Annotated in this window: 17 protein-coding genes and 1 pseudogene; 13 read left to right on the top strand and 5 right to left on the bottom strand. The window is 39.9% G+C overall.

Annotation, left to right across the window (positions count from 1 at the left end; translation table 11 throughout):
* The first annotated feature begins 7 nt into the window (after positions 1 to 7).
* Entirely contained in the window at positions 8 to 1,390 is a 1,383-nt protein-coding gene (locus KZX55_RS05810) for an N-acetylmuramoyl-L-alanine amidase family protein (RefSeq protein WP_248025600.1), read from the top strand.
* Between the two features lie 20 nt (positions 1,391 to 1,410).
* On the opposite strand, the pseudogene KZX55_RS05805 reads toward KZX55_RS05810, so the two are convergent.
* Both KZX55_RS05805 and KZX55_RS05800 read right to left on the bottom strand, forming a co-directional pair.
* Positions 1,411 to 1,659: pseudogene (locus KZX55_RS05805) on the bottom strand (transposase); the annotation flags it as partial.
* Positions 1,660 to 1,716: 57 nt separating this feature from the next.
* Entirely contained in the window at positions 1,717 to 2,736 is a 1,020-nt protein-coding gene (locus KZX55_RS05800) for an IS30 family transposase (RefSeq protein WP_248025598.1), read from the bottom strand.
* A gap of 267 nt (positions 2,737 to 3,003) precedes the next feature.
* Here KZX55_RS05800 and rpsB point away from each other — a divergent pair, with 267 nt between their 5' ends.
* Together rpsB and tsf are read left to right on the top strand one after the other, a co-directional pair.
* Positions 3,004 to 3,783, top strand: coding sequence for a 30S ribosomal protein S2 (rpsB, locus tag KZX55_RS05795; protein WP_248025596.1), 780 nt, complete (start codon positions 3,004 to 3,006; stop codon positions 3,781 to 3,783).
* A 78-nt stretch (positions 3,784 to 3,861) separates the two neighbouring features.
* Positions 3,862 to 4,902, top strand: coding sequence for a translation elongation factor Ts (tsf, locus tag KZX55_RS05790; RefSeq protein WP_000808088.1), 1,041 nt, complete (start codon positions 3,862 to 3,864; stop codon positions 4,900 to 4,902).
* A 275-nt stretch (positions 4,903 to 5,177) separates the two neighbouring features.
* Here the strand turns inward: tsf and cysK are convergent, their stop codons facing one another.
* The 3 genes from cysK to KZX55_RS05775 form a co-directional block, all read right to left on the bottom strand.
* Entirely contained in the window at positions 5,178 to 6,104 is a 927-nt protein-coding gene (gene cysK, locus KZX55_RS05785) for a cysteine synthase A (protein ID WP_248025594.1), read from the bottom strand.
* A 96-nt stretch (positions 6,105 to 6,200) separates the two neighbouring features.
* Positions 6,201 to 6,644, bottom strand: a complete 444-nt coding sequence (locus KZX55_RS05780; protein WP_033584681.1) for a PH domain-containing protein — start codon at positions 6,642 to 6,644, stop codon at positions 6,201 to 6,203.
* A 15-nt stretch (positions 6,645 to 6,659) separates the two neighbouring features.
* On the bottom strand, positions 6,660 to 7,295 hold the full coding sequence (locus tag KZX55_RS05775; RefSeq protein WP_248025592.1) for a YigZ family protein: 636 nt from the start codon (positions 7,293 to 7,295) through the stop codon (positions 6,660 to 6,662).
* 56 nt (positions 7,296 to 7,351) lie between these two features.
* On the opposite strand from KZX55_RS05775, the gene KZX55_RS05770 reads away from it, so the two are divergent.
* From KZX55_RS05770 to KZX55_RS05725, 10 genes are all read left to right on the top strand, one after another.
* Entirely contained in the window at positions 7,352 to 8,650 is a 1,299-nt protein-coding gene (locus tag KZX55_RS05770; RefSeq protein ID WP_248025588.1) for a DEAD/DEAH box helicase, read from the top strand.
* The gene (locus KZX55_RS05765) at positions 8,647 to 9,309 is read left to right on the top strand and encodes a ComF family protein (RefSeq protein WP_248025586.1); all 663 of its coding nucleotides are present in this window, start codon (positions 8,647 to 8,649) and stop codon (positions 9,307 to 9,309) included. The genes KZX55_RS05770 and KZX55_RS05765 overlap by 4 nt, the downstream gene beginning before the upstream one ends.
* A gap of 79 nt (positions 9,310 to 9,388) precedes the next feature.
* Positions 9,389 to 9,937: a ribosome hibernation-promoting factor, HPF/YfiA family gene (gene hpf, locus KZX55_RS05760; RefSeq protein WP_000599116.1), complete on the top strand. Its 549-nt coding sequence runs from the start codon at positions 9,389 to 9,391 to the stop codon at positions 9,935 to 9,937.
* Positions 9,938 to 10,184: 247 nt separating this feature from the next.
* Positions 10,185 to 11,393 (top strand): acyl-CoA dehydrogenase family protein, encoded by a 1,209-nt coding sequence (locus tag KZX55_RS05755; RefSeq protein WP_248025585.1) that lies wholly within the window; start codon positions 10,185 to 10,187, stop codon positions 11,391 to 11,393.
* Positions 11,394 to 11,473: 80 nt separating this feature from the next.
* On the top strand, positions 11,474 to 12,322 hold the full coding sequence (locus tag KZX55_RS05750; protein WP_025172369.1) for a 3-hydroxybutyryl-CoA dehydrogenase: 849 nt from the start codon (positions 11,474 to 11,476) through the stop codon (positions 12,320 to 12,322).
* 18 nt (positions 12,323 to 12,340) lie between these two features.
* Positions 12,341 to 13,519, top strand: coding sequence for an acetyl-CoA C-acetyltransferase (locus KZX55_RS05745; protein WP_220106665.1), 1,179 nt, complete (start codon positions 12,341 to 12,343; stop codon positions 13,517 to 13,519).
* A gap of 320 nt (positions 13,520 to 13,839) precedes the next feature.
* Positions 13,840 to 14,619 (top strand): enoyl-CoA hydratase-related protein, encoded by a 780-nt coding sequence (locus tag KZX55_RS05740; protein WP_248025584.1) that lies wholly within the window; start codon positions 13,840 to 13,842, stop codon positions 14,617 to 14,619.
* A gap of 15 nt (positions 14,620 to 14,634) precedes the next feature.
* Positions 14,635 to 15,357 (top strand): CoA transferase subunit A, encoded by a 723-nt coding sequence (locus tag KZX55_RS05735; protein WP_248025583.1) that lies wholly within the window; start codon positions 14,635 to 14,637, stop codon positions 15,355 to 15,357.
* 1 nt (position 15,358) lies between these two features.
* Positions 15,359 to 16,012, top strand: a complete 654-nt coding sequence (locus KZX55_RS05730; RefSeq protein WP_248025582.1) for a 3-oxoacid CoA-transferase subunit B — start codon at positions 15,359 to 15,361, stop codon at positions 16,010 to 16,012.
* Between the two features lie 194 nt (positions 16,013 to 16,206).
* A complete protein-coding gene (locus KZX55_RS05725) occupies positions 16,207 to 17,115 on the top strand; it encodes a LysR family transcriptional regulator (protein ID WP_000351428.1) in 909 nt (302 codons plus the stop codon).
* Positions 17,116 to 17,126 lie beyond the last annotated feature (11 nt).

Here is a 17,126-nt window from a genome sequence, read left to right as displayed (position 1 = left end):
AGGAAGAATGAAAATTTCACCATTTACAGTAACAGAGACAGGGTTTTCTTTTAGAAAATCAGTTAAAAAGGTTGTTCCTTTTTTAGCAGTAGGATTGATGCTAGCAGCGGGTGATAGTGTATATGCCTATTCTGGAGGGAATGGATCGTTTGCGCGTGGAGATGACTATCCGCTTCACTACAAAAATGGCAGTGTGGAAATTGACCAGTGGCGGATGTATTCTCGCCAATGTACGTCTTTCGTGGCCTTTCGTTTGAGTAGTGTAAATGGCTTTGAAATTCCGCCTGCCTACGGTAATGCGAATGAATGGGGGCATCGGGCAAGGCGAGAAGGATACCGTGTTGATAGCAAGCCAGAAGTTGGGTCTATTGCTTGGTCTACAGAAGGTTATTATGGTCATGTTGCCTGGGTTTCAAATGTAATGGGAGATCAGATTGAGATTGAAGAGTACAACTATGGAGTTCGAGAGAGGTATAACCGTCGAATAGTTAAAGCTAGCTCTATGACAGGGTTTATCCATTTTAAGGACTTGGTAGGGAATGATGGTAGAACTGGAAGTCCTATAGAATCAGGGTTGGCGTCTAGTGGGACTCACACGTTTACTCAAAAATCTGCCATTCGAAACCAGCCGTCAAGTACAGCACAAGTTATTGACTACTACTATCCTGGTGAAAATGTTAGCTACGACCAAATCGTAGAAAAGGACGGTTATAAATGGCTTAGCTACATATCCAATAGTGGAACGAGAAAATATGTCCAGTATATGGAAACAGAAAAGGACTTGGTAGGGAATGATGGTAGAACTGGAAGTCCTATAGAATCAGGGTTGGCGTCTAGTGGGACTCATACGTTTACTCAAAAATCTGCCATTCGAAACCAGCCGTCAAGTACAGCACAAGTTATTGACTACTACTATCCTGGTGAAAATGTTAGCTACGACCAAATCGTAGAAAAGGACGGTTATAAATGGCTTAGCTACATATCCAATAGTGGAACGAGAAGATATGTCCAGTATACGGAAACAGAATCGGTGGAGAATGGTTGGAAGAAGCAAAACGGTATTTGGAATTACCTTGAGAACGGGAAACTCGCAACTGGTTGGAAGAAAATAAATGGCAGTTGGTACCACTTTAAAGACAATGGGACCATGTCAACTGGCTGGGTTAAGGATGGCTCTTACTGGTATTACCTGAAGGCATCGGGGGAGATGCAGACAGGATGGCTCAAGGAAAACGGGACATGGTATTATTTGGAGAGTTCAGGGGCTATGAAGTCTAGTCAGTGGTTCCAAGTAGGAGGAAAGTATTACTACGTCAATGCTTCAGGGGCTTTAGCAGTGAATACCACTGTGGATGGCTATCGAGTAGATAGTAACGGAGCTAGAATCTAGAAAGAACCTAAATTGTCAAATTAAGTTAAACTTTTCAAGTAACTCAGAAAAACTTGGTATGGTGATTGATAATTTAAAGATTTCTTAGGAATTCTATTTCTTTTATCAGCTATAGCTGATAAATAATTTTGAGGAATATTCGTAAAATCCATTTGTTTCGGAAGTCCATTTCGTCTTAACAAGCCATTAGAATGTTCATTGAGACCTCGTTGACCAGGACATCCTGGATCCGCAAAGAAAATATCAATGTCATGTGCATTCGAAATAGACCACTAATTGTCAAGTCAAGTGCAACAAAGTTGTTCCTCTGATTAAGTGAGTATCTTTCAAGTTGTTTGAGTTAACTCAAACAGCTTTTTTGCGGACTGATAGCCATGAATTCGTCTAGGTCTTTCATTGATAGCTTTAGTATAGGCTTCTAAAAGGTTCGGATCTAGATTTTTGAGCGAGGCTCCCTTTGGAATGAACTCTCTTAGTAGTCCATTGAAATTCTCATTTGTACCTCGTTCATAAGATGAATAGGCATGTGCAAAATAAACATCTAATCCCTCTATCTTACTCAATGATGAAAATTCGTTTCCATTATCTGCAGTTATGGACTTAATGGGATAAAGTTTCATACACTCTAAGACTGCTTGACTGACATACTCTGCTTTCTTTTCCACTAGTTTCCTTGTGACAGCATAGCGTGTTTGTCGTTCTACCAAGGTCAGAATAGAAGGTTCTCCTATTGTCTTTCCGCCCAGAACAGAATCGATTTCCCAATCTCCAAAACGGGAACGATTATTGATTTCTTCTGGCCTTTCTTCAATTGACTTTCCTAGATGTTTCTTGGTAGAGGGGCGCTTGGTAAATTTCTTACGGATTCGCACTGCTTTTGGCAAATCAATGACCTTAATCTCTAATAAACCTTGATGGATATAGTTATAGAGCGTCTTGGTTGAAGGAACAACTGCATCTACATGTTGGAACCTATAGGTATGAACAAAGGTATCCACGCTATGCACCCTTGGTTTCTCTCTCATTGCTTCTGTAAATTCTCTCAGAAAGTCGTCTGATACATGATCCAGTTTCAGATAATAGCTGGCTTCTCTAGCATGACGATAACCGTTATGAGCAGCATCTGCATAATAGTGTTGGTAATAGACCTTCTGTCCATTTACTTGTTTCACCTGTGTTACTGAACTACGATTAATTTCACGAGTAATAGTAGACCGATTTCTCCCTAGTCTACGAGCAATCTCAGCAGGTTTTAGTCCTACACTTAAATAAGCTTCAATTTCTCCTCGTTCAGCTTCAGATAAGTGCTTGTAGGATTGATTTGTGGTAGAATAATTAGTGGACATGTTCATCTTCCTTTATACTGTTTTTGGCAACTCTAGTATATCAGATGAACATGTCTTTTGTGTTGCACTTCATTTTACAAAAGGGCTTAGTTTTAGGTTAAGCCAAAAACTAGCAAAAATACTTGAAAATATTGATAAAATGTGGTAGAATGAAACTTGTCGTGTAAACGATAATACTCATTCTTGATGAATTGTGAAACTGTTGCCCTCGGGTCGTTTTGCAAGTTGAAGTCGAGGAGAGGAAAAAAACAAAAAGGAGAAATACTCATGGCAGTAATTTCAATGAAACAACTTCTTGAGGCTGGTGTACACTTTGGTCACCAAACTCGTCGCTGGAACCCTAAGATGGCTAAGTACATCTTCACTGAGCGTAACGGAATCCACGTTATCGACTTGCAACAAACTGTAAAATATGCTGACCAAGCTTACGATTTCATGCGTGATGCAGCAGCTAACGATGCAGTTGTATTGTTCGTTGGTACTAAGAAACAAGCCGCAGATGCAGTTGCTGAAGAAGCTGTTCGTGCAGGACAATACTTCATCAACCACCGTTGGTTGGGTGGAACTCTTACTAACTGGGGAACTATCCAAAAACGTATCGCTCGTTTGAAAGAAATCAAACGTATGGAAGAAGAAGGAATCTTCGACGTTCTTCCTAAGAAAGAAGTTGCACTTCTTAATAAACAGCGTGCACGTCTTGAAAAATTCTTGGGTGGTATCGAAGACATGCCTCGTATCCCAGATGTAATGTACGTAGTTGACCCACATAAAGAGCAAATCGCTGTTAAAGAAGCTAAAAAATTGGGTATCCCAGTTGTAGCGATGGTTGACACAAACACTGATCCAGACGATATCGATGTAATCATCCCAGCTAACGATGACGCTATCCGCGCGGTTAAATTGATCACAGCTAAATTGGCTGATGCTATCATCGAAGGACGTCAAGGTGAAGATGCAGCAGCAGTTGAAGCAGAATTTGAAGCTTCAGAAGCTCAAGCTGACTCAATCGAAGAAATCGTTGAAGTTGTAGAAGGCGACAACGCTTAATTCAAATAAGTAATCATTACCTAGGAGGGCGGGGCTTAGCCCGGCTCTCCTATTTTTAAAAAATATAGGAGAATCAAAATGGCAGAAATTACAGCTAAACTTGTTAAAGAGTTGCGTGAAAAATCTGGTGCTGGTGTTATGGACGCTAAGAAAGCATTGGTTGAAGTTGAAGGTGATATCGAAAAAGCAATCGAATTGCTTCGTGAAAAAGGTATGGCTAAGGCAGCTAAGAAAGCTGACCGTGTTGCAGCTGAAGGTTTGACTGGTGTATTTGTTAACGGTAACGTTGCAGCAGTAGTTGAAGTAAATGCTGAAACTGACTTCGTTGCGAAAAACGCTCAATTCGTTGAGTTGGTAAATGCAACAGCTAAAGTAATTGCTGAAGGTAAACCAGCGAACAACGAAGAAGCACTTGCTTTGACAATGCCTTCAGGTGAAACTCTTGAAGCAGCCTATGTATCTGCAACAGCTACAATCGGTGAAAAAATCTCATTCCGTCGTTTTGCTTTGCTTGAAAAAACAGATGCACAACACTTTGGAGCATACCAACACAATGGTGGCCGTATCGGTGTTATCTCTGTTATTGAAGGTGGAGACGAAGCTCTTGCTAAACAAATCTCAATGCACATTGCTGCGATGAAACCAACAGTTCTTTCTTACAAAGAATTGGATGAGCAATTTGTTAAAGATGAGTTGGCTCAATTGAACCACGTGATTGACCAAGATAATGATAGCCGTGCGATGGTTGGTAAACCAGCTCTTCCACACTTGAAATATGGATCAAAAGCTCAATTGACTGATGAAGTGATTGCTCAAGCTGAAGAAGATATCAAAGCTGAATTGGTTGCAGAAGGCAAACCAGAAAAAATCTGGGACAAAATCATCCCAGGTAAAATGGATCGCTTCATGCTTGACAACACTAAAGTTGACCAAGCATACACACTTCTTGCACAAGTATACATCATGGATGACAGCAAGACGGTTGAAGCCTACCTTGATTCAGTTAACGCTTCAGTAGTTGAGTTCGCTCGCTTTGAAGTTGGTGAAGGTATCGAAAAAGCTGCAAATGATTTTGAAGCTGAAGTTGCAGCTACAATGGCAGCAGCTTTGAATAACTAAAGAATCTGAAACAAAATAGTTCTCAGCCATAAAAAAGCTAGAGATTTCCAATTGAGGAACTCTAGCTTTTTAATTTTGACTCCTTCTCTTATTGTATTTTAAGAGGTTATTGGCAATAAGTACGAATCCTATGTTAATTCTCACTTGGGGCTTACCTCTCAGATTACATCTCGTGTAACCCCAACAAGCCTTTATCTGCCCTAAAACTTTGTTTTAGAGAATAGGCTCTATATGAGTATATAAAAAGCCCTATAATAAGGGCTAAATTTAGGAGGCTACACCTCAAATTCATAGAGTGCTGTAGACAAATAACGTTCGCCGTTATCTGGTGCTAAAGCAAGGACTTTCTTCCCTGTACCTAATTTCTTGGCAACCTCAATTGCCCCGTAAATTGCTGCAGCTGAAGAAATCCCAACAAGGAAGCCTTCTTTTCCACCAATTTCACGTCCGAGTGCTAGAGCATCATCTGACGTTACGCGGACGATACCATCATAGGCTTTTGTATCAAGGGTTTCAGGAATAAATCCAGCTGAGATGCCTTGAATTTTGTGAGGTCCTGGTTTTTCACCAGACAAGATAGCTGACTCGTCTGCCTCAACTGCATAAACTTGAATGTTTGAATTTGCTGCTTTAAGAGCGTGAGAAATACCTGAGATCGTTCCACCGGTGCCAACACCACCCACAAAAGCATCTAGTCCATCAGAACCGAAAGCAGCCAGTATTTCAGCTCCTGTTGTTCTTTCGTGCACTTCTGGATTAGCTGGATTATTAAATTGGAGGGGAAGGAAGCCGTCACGTTCAGCGGCGATTTCCTGAGCTTTGGCAATAGCCCCTTTCATTCCTTCACTTCCAGGAGTAAGGACGAGTTCAGCACCATAGGCTTGGATAATCTTACGTCGTTCCACACTCATCGTTTCAGGCATGACGATAACAACTTTATATCCTTTAGCGGCACCAACCCATGAAAGACCGATACCAGTGTTTCCACTCGTTGCTTCAACAATGGTAGCACCCGGTTTTAGAATACCATCTTGTTCCGCTTTTTCAATCATACTAAGGGCAATACGGTCTTTTACTGACGATCCAGGGTTAAAAGCTTCTAGTTTAACATAGACGTCTGCAGCACCCTCTGGAACAATGTTGTTGAGTTTAACAATCGGTGTTTGTCCAATTAGTTCAGTGATATTATTATAAATAGTCATAGATATACCTCTTTGTATAAGATGATACTAGTATAACGCGCTCAAGGCTATTTGTAAAATATAGAAATCCTATCAAAGTGATAGGATTTTTTTATATCAAAGGTCTAAGCCATTAATTTTTAATCGATTGTGATAAGCCAATTCTAATAAATAGGTGTAAAGCGGAAGGATGTCCGTTTTTTTAGGGAATTCAAATTTATGGAAACTCAGATGCTCATTATGTGCTTTTAGAAAGACATTTTCTAAATAAGTGATCGTAATCTCACTATCATCTATACCTGCTCCAGCAGTTTCCATTTCAACGTTTACAATGTTCATCAAAAAGAGTGACTTAACAGACATCTTGCGACCAGTGGCACCTTGCTTATCTGTAAAGATGATACGGATATTTGTAAAAATAATTGAATCGCGAATAAGTTTATATCCACTTTGAATTTCTTCATTCTCTAGTAGATATTGTCCATATTCTTTGATAAGAGTCTCTTTGTTTTCCTCGCTGAAGTTACCAGCAAGTCCTTGAATAAATTTTCCAAACGCCATGTATTTCTCCTTTGTTTACACTAAGTTTACAGGGACTTCAACTTCTCGTAAACCTTGATCCGTTAAAGTAACCTTTCCATTAAAGAACTCCACAAGAGCAGCTTTAATATTTTCTTTTTCTTCTTTATCAACATAAATCATCGTATCGACTTGATCTGTAAAATTTGTATCTAGCTCCATGAGATTATGTTCTTTAAGGAAGTTATTGTACTCTTGGTACTGAGTGTAAGACATCTGAATGGCTATGCCAGCTTGCTCTTTGATTTCAATAATGCCAATTTCTTTGACAGCCAAGGCTACACTACCTGCATAAGCACGGATCAAACCACCAGCTCCTAGCTTAATTCCCCCAAAGTAGCGTGTCACTACCACACAGATATTGGTAAGATTATGATTTTCTAAGACGCCCAGCATAGGGACTCCAGCAGTACCACTAGGCTCTCCATCATCACTCGTGCGCTTGATTTCACTGCGTTCCCCTACAATAAAAGCAGAGCAGTTATGGGTGGCTTTGTAGTGTTCTTTTTTGATAGTAGTGATAAAGTTACGAGCCTCTTCTTCGCTATAAACACGCTTGACATGACAGATAAAGCGGGATTTTTTGATTTCTTCTTGGACCTGCCCATCCTCTTTAATTGTTCTAAATTCCATGATTTAATTGTACTAAAAAAATATCTAAAGTGCTAGATTTTTACGAATATTAAAGTATGAAAGTAAATCCAAACTATCTCGGTCGCTTGTTTACTGAGAAAGAATTAACAGAAGAGGAGCGTCAGTTGGCGGAGAAACTTCCAGCAATGAGAAAGGAGAAGGGGAAACTTTTCTGTCAACGTTGTAATAGTATTATTCTAGAGGAATGGTATTTGCCCATCGGTGCTTACTATTGTCGAGAGTGCTTGCTGATGAATCGGGTTAGGAGTGATCAAGCTTTATACTATTTTCCGCAGGAGGATTTTCCGAAGCAAGATGTTCTTAAATGGCGTGGTCAATTAACTCCTTTTCAAGAGAAGGTGTCAGAGGGACTGATTCAAGCAGTAGACAAGCAAGAACCAACTTTAGTTCATGCGGTGACAGGGGCTGGAAAGACAGAAATGATTTATCAAGTTGTGGCTAAGGTAATTAATAGGGGTGGTGCAGTTTGTTTGGCCAGTCCTCGAATTGATGTGTGTTTGGAACTGTATAAGCGACTGCAGAATGACTTTGCTTGTGAGATAGCACTACTCCATGGCGAATCAGAGCCCTATTTTCGAATTCCCCTAGTAGTTGCAACGACTCATCAGTTATTAAAATTTTATCATGCTTTTGATTTGCTGATAGTGGATGAGGTAGATGCCTTTCCTTATGTTGACAACTCCATACTTTACTATGCTGTAAAGAATAGTGTAAAGGAGGATGGAGTGAGGATATTCCTTACAGCAACTTCTACAGATGAGTTAGATAGGAAGGTTCGCACAGGAGAATTAAAACGATTAAGCTTGCCGAGACGCTTCCATGGAAATCCTTTGATTATTCCTAAGCCAGTCTGGCTATCAGATTTTAATCGCTGTTTAGAGAAAAGTCAGTTGTCAGCTAAGTTAAAGACCTATATTGAGAAACAGAGAAGAACAGGTTATCCCTTACTGATTTTTGCATCAGAGATTAAAAAAGGCGAGAAACTAAAAGAAATATTTCAGGAACAATACCCAAATGAAACTATCGGCTTTGTGTCCTCTGTCACAGAAAATCGATTAGAGCAGGTGCAAGCTTTTCGAGATGGAGAGTTGACGATACTCATCAGTACAACAATTTTGGAGCGTGGAGTTACCTTCCCTTGTGTGGATGTTTTTGTTGTAGAAGCTAATCATCGTCTCTTTACCAAGTCTAGCTTGATTCAGATTGGTGGTCGAGTTGGGCGTAGTATGGACAGACCAACTGGTGAGTTGCTCTTCTTTCATGATGGATTAAATGCTTCCATCAAGAAGGCAATCAAGGAAATCAAACAAATGAACAAGGAGGCGGGGTTATGAACTGTTTATTATGTGGCCAGACCACAAAGAGTGAGTTAACTTTTGGTAGTCTCTTCATTTTGAAAGATGACTGCAGTTATCTTTGCTCAGCTTGTGCTTCTAGTTTTGAGAAGATTGGTGAGAAATATTGTCCAAACTGTATGAAAACAGATATGTCAACTAAGTGTCAAGATTGTAAACTTTGGTGTAAAGAAGGAATTCGGGTTGATCATAAGGCAATCTTTACCTATAATCAAGCTATGAAAGACTTTTTCAGTCGATATAAGTTTGATGGCGATTTTTTGCTTAGAAAAGTTTTTGCTTCTGTTCTTGCTGAGGAGCTGAAAAAGTATAAAGGTTATCAATTTGTTGTAATTCCCCTAAGTCCTGGAAGATTGCTTGAGAGGGGGTTCAACCAAGTCGAGGGTTTGGTTGAGGCAGCAGGCTTTTCTTTTAAAGATATATTAGGAAAAAGAGAAGAGAGCGCTAGTTCTTCTAAAAGCCGTTTGGAAAGGTTGGCTGCTCAAATTCCATTTTTTATTAAAGATGGAATCTCACTTCCTAAGAAGATTTTGCTGATTGATGACATCTATACAACAGGGGCAACTGTGAATCGTGTGAAACGACTTTTGGAAGAAGCTGGTGCTTTGGAAGTTAAAACTTTTTCCCTTGTAAGATGAGGAAAAAATTTGCAAAATGAAAATGAAAGCGTTATAATATAGTTAGAAAAACAAAAATGTTTAGAAAGAAGGTACTTATATGATTAAATATAGTATCCGTGGTGAAAACCTAGAAGTAACAGAAGCAATTCGTGATTATGTAGTTTCTAAACTCGAAAAGATCGAAAAGTATTTCCAACCAGAGCAAGAGTTGGATGCACGTGTGAATTTGAAAGTTTACCGTGAGAAAACAGCAAAGGTTGAAGTAACAATTCCACTTGGATCTATTACTCTTCGTGCAGAAGATGTTTCTCAAGATATGTATGGTTCTATCGATCTTGTAACAGATAAAATTGAACGTCAGATTCGTAAAAATAAGACTAAAATCGAACGCAAGAATAAAAATAAAGTTGCGACAAGTCAACTCTTTACAGATGCTCTAGTTGAAGATGCAGATGTTGTGCAACCCAAAGTCGTTCGTTCAAAACAAATTGATTTGAAGCCAATGGATTTAGAAGAAGCCCTTCTTCAAATGGATTTATTGGGACATGATTTCTTTATCTATGTAGATGTAGAAGATCAAACAACTAATGTTTTGTATCGTCGAGAAGATGGTGAAGTTGGTTTGCTCGAAGTAAAAGAATCATAAAATTGAAATAACTAATAAGAGTGGTTTACTGATTTGTAAACCACTTTTTCTTGTGCCTATAAGTAAGTAGAAAAACGAGGAAATCCTTGATAAAACAGTCAGAATCAGCCCCTATAATCTGAACTTATAGGGGTGTTTATATTTATTAAGTAGACAAAATAATACCCTAAGGGATAGAATGGGGTTGTCAACAAATAGCGAATACAAAAATGTAAGCGCTCTTATAACAAATAAAGGAGTCATGACTATGGCAACAAAAGAAGAAATTTTACGCGAACTATATCCTGAGGACCTTTTTCACTATGCGGATGGTCTAACTTTAGGTGAAGCGGAGGTTTTACAAGAAACTCGCCGTTTGATTGAGAAACATCTCCGTCCGGTTATTAATGAATACTGGGAAAAACCTGATTTTCCTTTTGAAGAATTCTATGCTGTGGCTAAGGGCGCTCAAATTATGAACAATCCAAAATTGTTTGAAGGACGTGAGGGTAGCTGGAAACCATCTGAACTTTATATTGCTTTCTTGTATCTTGAACTTGCTCGCTTCGATGCTTCTATGGCAACATTCTACACCGTTCATGGCGGACTTTGCTACAACACAATTCTCTTGGGTGGTGATGAGCGTCAACAAAAAGAATTTCTTCCAAAACTAGCTGCATTTGATTGGCAAGGTTGCTTCGCTTTGACTGAACCTCTTTCAGGTTCTGATATTGCTGGAGGACTTGCAACTACTGCAGAACGTGTTGGAGACAAGTGGATTCTAAATGGTGAAAAACGCTGGATTGGTGGTTCAGATACTGCGGATGTCGTTCCTGTATTTGCTCGTGATGTTGCGGATGGCAAGGTGAAATGCTTTATCGTTCGTAAGGGAGATCCTGGATATCATGCGGAACCAATCCCACATAAGATTGCTCTTCGTTGTGTCCGCAATGGCCATATTACTATGAAGAATGTAGAGGTTCCAGATTCAGACCGTTTGGTAAATATCAATGGTTTTGGTGATGTAGCCCGTATCTTGACCTTCACTCGTGCGGACGTTGCTCACATTGCTATGGGAGTGACTTGTGGATCTTATGTAGCAGCTCTTAAATATGCTAAAGATCGTGAACAGTTCAAACGTCCAATTGCCAAATTCCAAATTGTTCAAGAAAAATTGGCTCGTATGCAAGCAAATGCTGTAGCAGTTATTGCTTATTCAACTCGTATTGCTGAGATGCAAGAGAAAGGTAATGAATTGATGCTTAACTCTGCTCTTGCTAAGATGCACAATTCCTTGGTGATGCGCGAAACAGTTGCCCTTGCTCGTGAAACTTGCGGAGGTAATGGTATTACACTTGAGACAGACGTTGCTCGTTTCTTTGCAGATGCTGAATCAATCTATACCTATGAAGGTTCACACGAAGTGAATGCCTTGATTGTTGGTCGTGAAATTACTGGACTAGGTGCCTTTGTTTAATGTCAGAAGGGCGATTGAAGGATTTCTGTTCAATCGTCCTTGCTTCATGCACTGGATTTTTGTAAAATAAGAAGGAGAAAATAATGATATCTAAGGTGATGATTATTGGTTCTGGTCAAATGGGAAGCGGAATTGCTCAAGTATTTGCTCAGGCTGGTTTTACAGTTTACTTAAACGATATTAAAGAAGAATTTGTTCAAAGAGGCTTGAATAATATCACAAAACAATTGGAACGTTCAGTTGAAAAAGGACGGATGTCTGCGGATGAGAAGGATCAGGTATTGGCCAATTTGCTTCCATCTGTTTCATATGAAGATGCGAAACAAGTCCAATTGGTGATTGAAGCTGCAACTGAGAATCGTGAGATTAAGTTGAATATTTTCAAACAATTGGATGAATTGACAGATCCTAAAACTATCTTAGCATCAAACACATCCTCTTTGTCAATCACGGATATAGCTGCTGCTACTAAACATCAAGAGCGCGTGATTGGAATGCACTTCTTTAATCCTGCCCCAATCATGAAACTTGTAGAGGTTATTAAGGCCTTGCAGACTTCAGAAGAAGTGGTTCAGGCGGTTCGTGAACTGACAGTGAAAATTGGTAAAACACCAGTTGATGTTAAAGATTCTTATGGTTTTGTTGTGAACAGAATTTTGATTCCTATGATCAATGAAGCCATTTACATTCTAGGTGAAGGAGTGGCTAGTGCCGAAGAAATCGATGAAGCGATGAAACTTGGTGCAAATCATCCTATTGGACCTTTGGCTCTTGCTGACTTGATTGGGTTGGATGTTTGTTTGGCTATTATGGGCGTCCTAAACCAAGGGTTTGGTGATCAAAAATACCGTCCTGCCCCTCTTCTTAAGAAAATGGTCGAAGCAGGAAAATTGGGACGGAAGACAAAAGAAGGTTTCTTTACTTACTAGACACTGATGGAGGTAGTCATGAAAGACGTAGTTATTGTTTCGGCAGTGCGAACACCTTTAGGTTCCTTTGGCGGGAGCTTGAAGAATGTTTCTGCTGTTGATTTGGGATCTTTGGTAATTAAGAGTGCTTTGGAAAAAGCGAATATTAAACCAGAGCAGGTAGATGAAGTGATTATGGGGAATGTCCTAGGCGCAGGTTTAGGTCAAAACGTAGCTCGTCAAATGAGCATTCACGCAGGACTCCCTGAATTTACACCAGCCTTTACTATCAACAAGGTTTGTGGTTCCGGTTTGAAGGCAGTGCAGTTGGCTGCTCAAGCGATTCGATGCGGCGATGCAGATATTATCGTAGCTGGTGGTGCAGAAAACATGAGTCAGGCGCCATACGTTTTGCCAAGTTTCCGTTGGGGTGGTCGTATGGGAGATTCGAAAGTGGTAGATACCATGATTAAGGACGGTTTGTCTGATGCCTTTAACGAATACCATATGGGGATTACAGCTGAGAATGTGGCAGAAGAATATGGTATTAGCCGAGATGATCAAGATGCGCTTGCTTTGGAATCACAAAAACGAGCAGTGGCGGCTATAGAATCTGGACGCTTTAAGGAAGAGATTGTTCCGGTGGTCATTCCTCAACGTAAAGGCGATCCTATCGTCTTTGATACAGATGAATTTCCTAGAAAAGATGCTAGCTTGGAGAGTCTGTCTAAGCTACGTCCTGTTTTCAAAAAAGACGGTTCTGTTACAGCAGGAAATGCCTCAGGTATCAATGACGGGGCGGCGGCTGTCTTGGTCATGAGTGCTGAAAAAGCTGAAGAATTAGGACTTCCAGTCATTGCGCGAATTCGTTCGTATGCAAGTGCAGGTTTGGATCCTAAGATTATGGGATGTGGACCGATTTATGCGACTCGCAAAGCTCTAGAAAAAGGCAATTTGACAGTTGATGATCTTGACTTGATCGAGTCAAATGAAGCCTTTGCTGCTCAGGCTTGTGCGGTTGGGAAAACACTTGGCTTCAACACAGATATTGTCAACGTCAATGGTGGCGCCATTGCTCTTGGTCACCCAATTGGGGCTTCCGGTTGCCGTATCCTAGTAACGCTGGTACATGAGATGATGAAACGTGATGCTAAAACTGGGTTAGCAACTCTATGTATCGGAGGAGGGATGGGAACAGCCCTCATCGTTGAACGTTAGTTATTAGAAAACTGAACGTCAGTTCCTCTTTTTCAATATTACGATTACAAAATGAGATATTGATCCGATCTCATAGTTACATACCTTATCAAGTGTCTTTCTCCGAAAGTGCTTGATAAGGTATTTTTGCTTTTCCTAAGACTTTGAGAGTAGATTGAATGGCTCTATTCTATAAGCTGGACTTATAGGTCTATAAATAAAGATTAAGTAGACGGATAGGGAAAAAAGGATTATGATGAAAATGTAAGCTCTTACATTTTGTGTTGGTATTTGTTGACGCTGTACTCTGTACTCAAAATAAATCAAGTAGGAGCAAAACAATGAGTAAAACTGTTTTATTAGAGGTTAAGAATGGTCTTGGCTATCTAACAATTAACCGTCCATCGGCTTTGAACGCTTTAAGTTCAGAAGTCTTAAAGGATTTGAATCTCGTTTTAGACCAAATTGAAGCTAGCGAGGACATTCGTGTTGTCATCGTGACTGGTCAAGGGGAAAAAGCATTTGTCGCTGGAGCAGACATTAAAGAGATGGACCAAATGTCTCCAATTCAGGCTCATGAATACATGACCTATGCGAACGACACCTTTACCCGTTTATCTGAATTGACTCAACCAACTATTTCAGTATTGAATGGGTATGCTTTGGGAGGCGGTCTAGAATTAGCTCTTTCAACTGATATCCGAATCGGCTATGACAAGACAATGGTTGGCTTCCCTGAAGTTGGCTTGGGAATCATTCCTGGTTTTGCAGGTACCCAAAGAATGTCTCGTTTGATTGGTACTAGTAAAACAAAGGAATTAATCTTCACTGCTAGAATGGTTAAAGGGCAGGAAGCATATGATCTTGGAATTCTTAACAAGTTGGTAGCAGCAGAAGAACTATTGCCTGCGGCAGAAGAGCTAGCAGCAGCGATTATGGAAAATGCACCGCTAGCAGTTGAAAAAGCTAAACATATTATCCAAGTTGGCTCAGAACTCCCTCTGAAAAATGCTATTCGTTTGGAAACAGAAGCAGAAGCTCTACTCTTCTCAACAGAAGATAAGGTAGAAGGAATGCGCGCTTTTGTTGAAAAACGCAAAGCTGTCTTTCAACGTAAATAAGAGAGGAGATAGGTTATGAAAGTTGTAACATTGTCTGAAGCTATTTCCTTGATTCATTCAGGAGATAAAGTTGGTATTTCTGGATTTCTTGGAGTTGGAGAACCATTTGAGTTAATTGAGGAACTGGTTCGTCAAAACCAGCAAGATTTGACCTTGGTGTCTGTTGTAACTTCTCAACCCGGTAAGGAAGTTGGAGTTGGTCGTCTTTGTGAAAACCATCAGGTTACAAAATACATTGCAGCCCATGTAGGGACATCTGCTGCTGCTCAGCATGATTATTTCTCAGGAACCATGAAAGTGGAGTTCACTCCAATGGGAACTGTCGTAGAACGCTTGCATGCTGCTGGTGCGGGTCTTGGAGCAGTCTTAACGCCAACAGGTGTAGGAACAATTCTTGAAGATGAGCACGAAAAAGTAACTCGAAATGGAAAAGAATATTTGATTTATGATCCATTGAAAATCGATGTTGCCTTGATTAAAGCTACTAAGGCGGATAAGTATGGCAACCTTTATATAGATGGGACTACTAAAAACATCTCTCTTCAACTCGCTCTAGCGGCTGACACAGTCATTGTTGAGACAAACGAGTTGGTTGAAGCCGGAGAAATTGATCCAAATGATATTTACATCCCTGGTATCCTAGTTGACTATGTCGTTCAAGGATTGACACCACAAGAGCATCATCAGATGATGGGAGATCTGTGGACAGAGACAAAGAAACTGGCGGGGGTGAAGTAAAATGAAAGCAAAAGAGATTATCGCAAGACGTGTAGCACTTGAATTTAAAGATGGAGATGTGGTCAATCTTGGTTTTGGGATTCCAAATGCCTCTGCTGATTACATTCCTGAAGGTGTAAATGTTATTTTACAGGCAGAAAATGGCGCTCTTCGATTTGGGGAAACACCTACCAAGGACAACTATAATGCCAATTTAGCGAACTCTGGTGGAGCTCCTATTACATTGTTGCCAGGAGCAGCCTTGTTTGATCTACAAACTTCCTTTGCCATTATTCGTGGTGGACACGTGGATGCAACCGTTCTTGGAGCTCTTGAAGTCAGTCAAGATGGAAGCATTGCGAACTGGATTATCCCAGGGAAATTTGCTCCTGGTATGGGTGGCGCAATGGACTTATTGGTAGGAGCTAAGCGCGTAATCGGGGCTATCCAACATACAACTGCTGATGGGGAATCTAAGTTGTTGAAAGAATGTACCTTGCCACTTTCAGCTAAGGGAGTGTTAGATCTCGTTATTACTGATTTAGCTGTTTTTGGATTCAAAGATGGTAAATTCTTATTGAAAGAGTTGGCTCCTGGTGTGACATTAGAAGAAGTTCTTGAAAAAACAGCTGGGGAAGTCATTGTCTCAGAAGACCTAAAAACAATGCCGATTTAAGCAAAAAAAGAGCTATTTTCTACTTATTGTGTTATGATATAAACTAGATAGTATTGTAAGCGCTTTATATACAACGTTAAAATGAAGTATTCGAAATGTTATTTCGATAAAAAGTCAGTAGACAACTATCAAACACTAGAATAGTTGTCTAATTGACTTACTAAAATAGTGAAGGAAAGCTAGGTGATGGGTAAGTGGATATTATCCAAATGAACTATTTCATCAATATCATAGAATGCGGATGCAACCTTTCCATTGCTGCAAAGAAGATTCACATTAGTCAATCAGCCTTGAGTCAATTCGTGACAAATTTTGAAGCAGCTGAAGGGGTTCAATTATTCAATCGCAAGAATGGAAGATTAGAAAGTTTAACAGAGGCGGGACGCAAAATTTATCGTTATGCGACCGAGATTGTGAATCGACACGAAGAAATGCTTTCCATGATCCATATAGAAGCTCAAAAGCAAAAAGGCACCATTAATTTTGGTATTCCGTCCTTGATTTTACGAGTTTATTTTGCTAGTGCCTTGCCTCATTTTCTGAAAAATAATCCTCATATCCATATCCAGGTTACGGAAGGTGGAGGGAAGGAAATTCGTCAAAAAATGGTTGATGGAGATTTGAATCTCTCTATTCTGATAGAGCCTACGAGCCTGGATGCTAAAAAATATGAACAACATATCATTCAATTGGATGAATACGTTGCTTATATGGATAAGGATCATCCGCTAGCTCAGAAAAGCTTGTTGGAATGGTCTGATATTGCTGGTTATGAATTGGCAACCTTCAACAAAACATTTACGACTTATGATTTAGTGACAGAAAAACTTCGTTCACAACGAATTGAGGCTAAATTTGCTTATCTTTCCTCTACTTGGGACTTCCTAGTTGAATCAACTCATCAGACAGATTTGATTGCCCTTTTGCCAAGGCCGGTTGAATATTTTGTGGATAAGAGTCGTTTTAAGGCGGTTAGATTCAAGGATCCGATTCCATTTAATATTTGGTTTTGTAGACCCTATAAAAACTCCTACAATGAAGTAGAGTCTTATGTGTATGAAGAATTGTTGAAAGATTATTACCAACCGTTTTCTGACAACTAAGATGAGGTGAA

The organism is Streptococcus halitosis, from assembly GCF_023147855.1.
GTDB lineage: Bacteria > Bacillota > Bacilli > Lactobacillales > Streptococcaceae > Streptococcus > Streptococcus halitosis_B.
The sequence above is the reverse complement of the archived record's forward strand: the minus strand, read 5'-3'. Positions and strand labels throughout refer to the sequence as shown.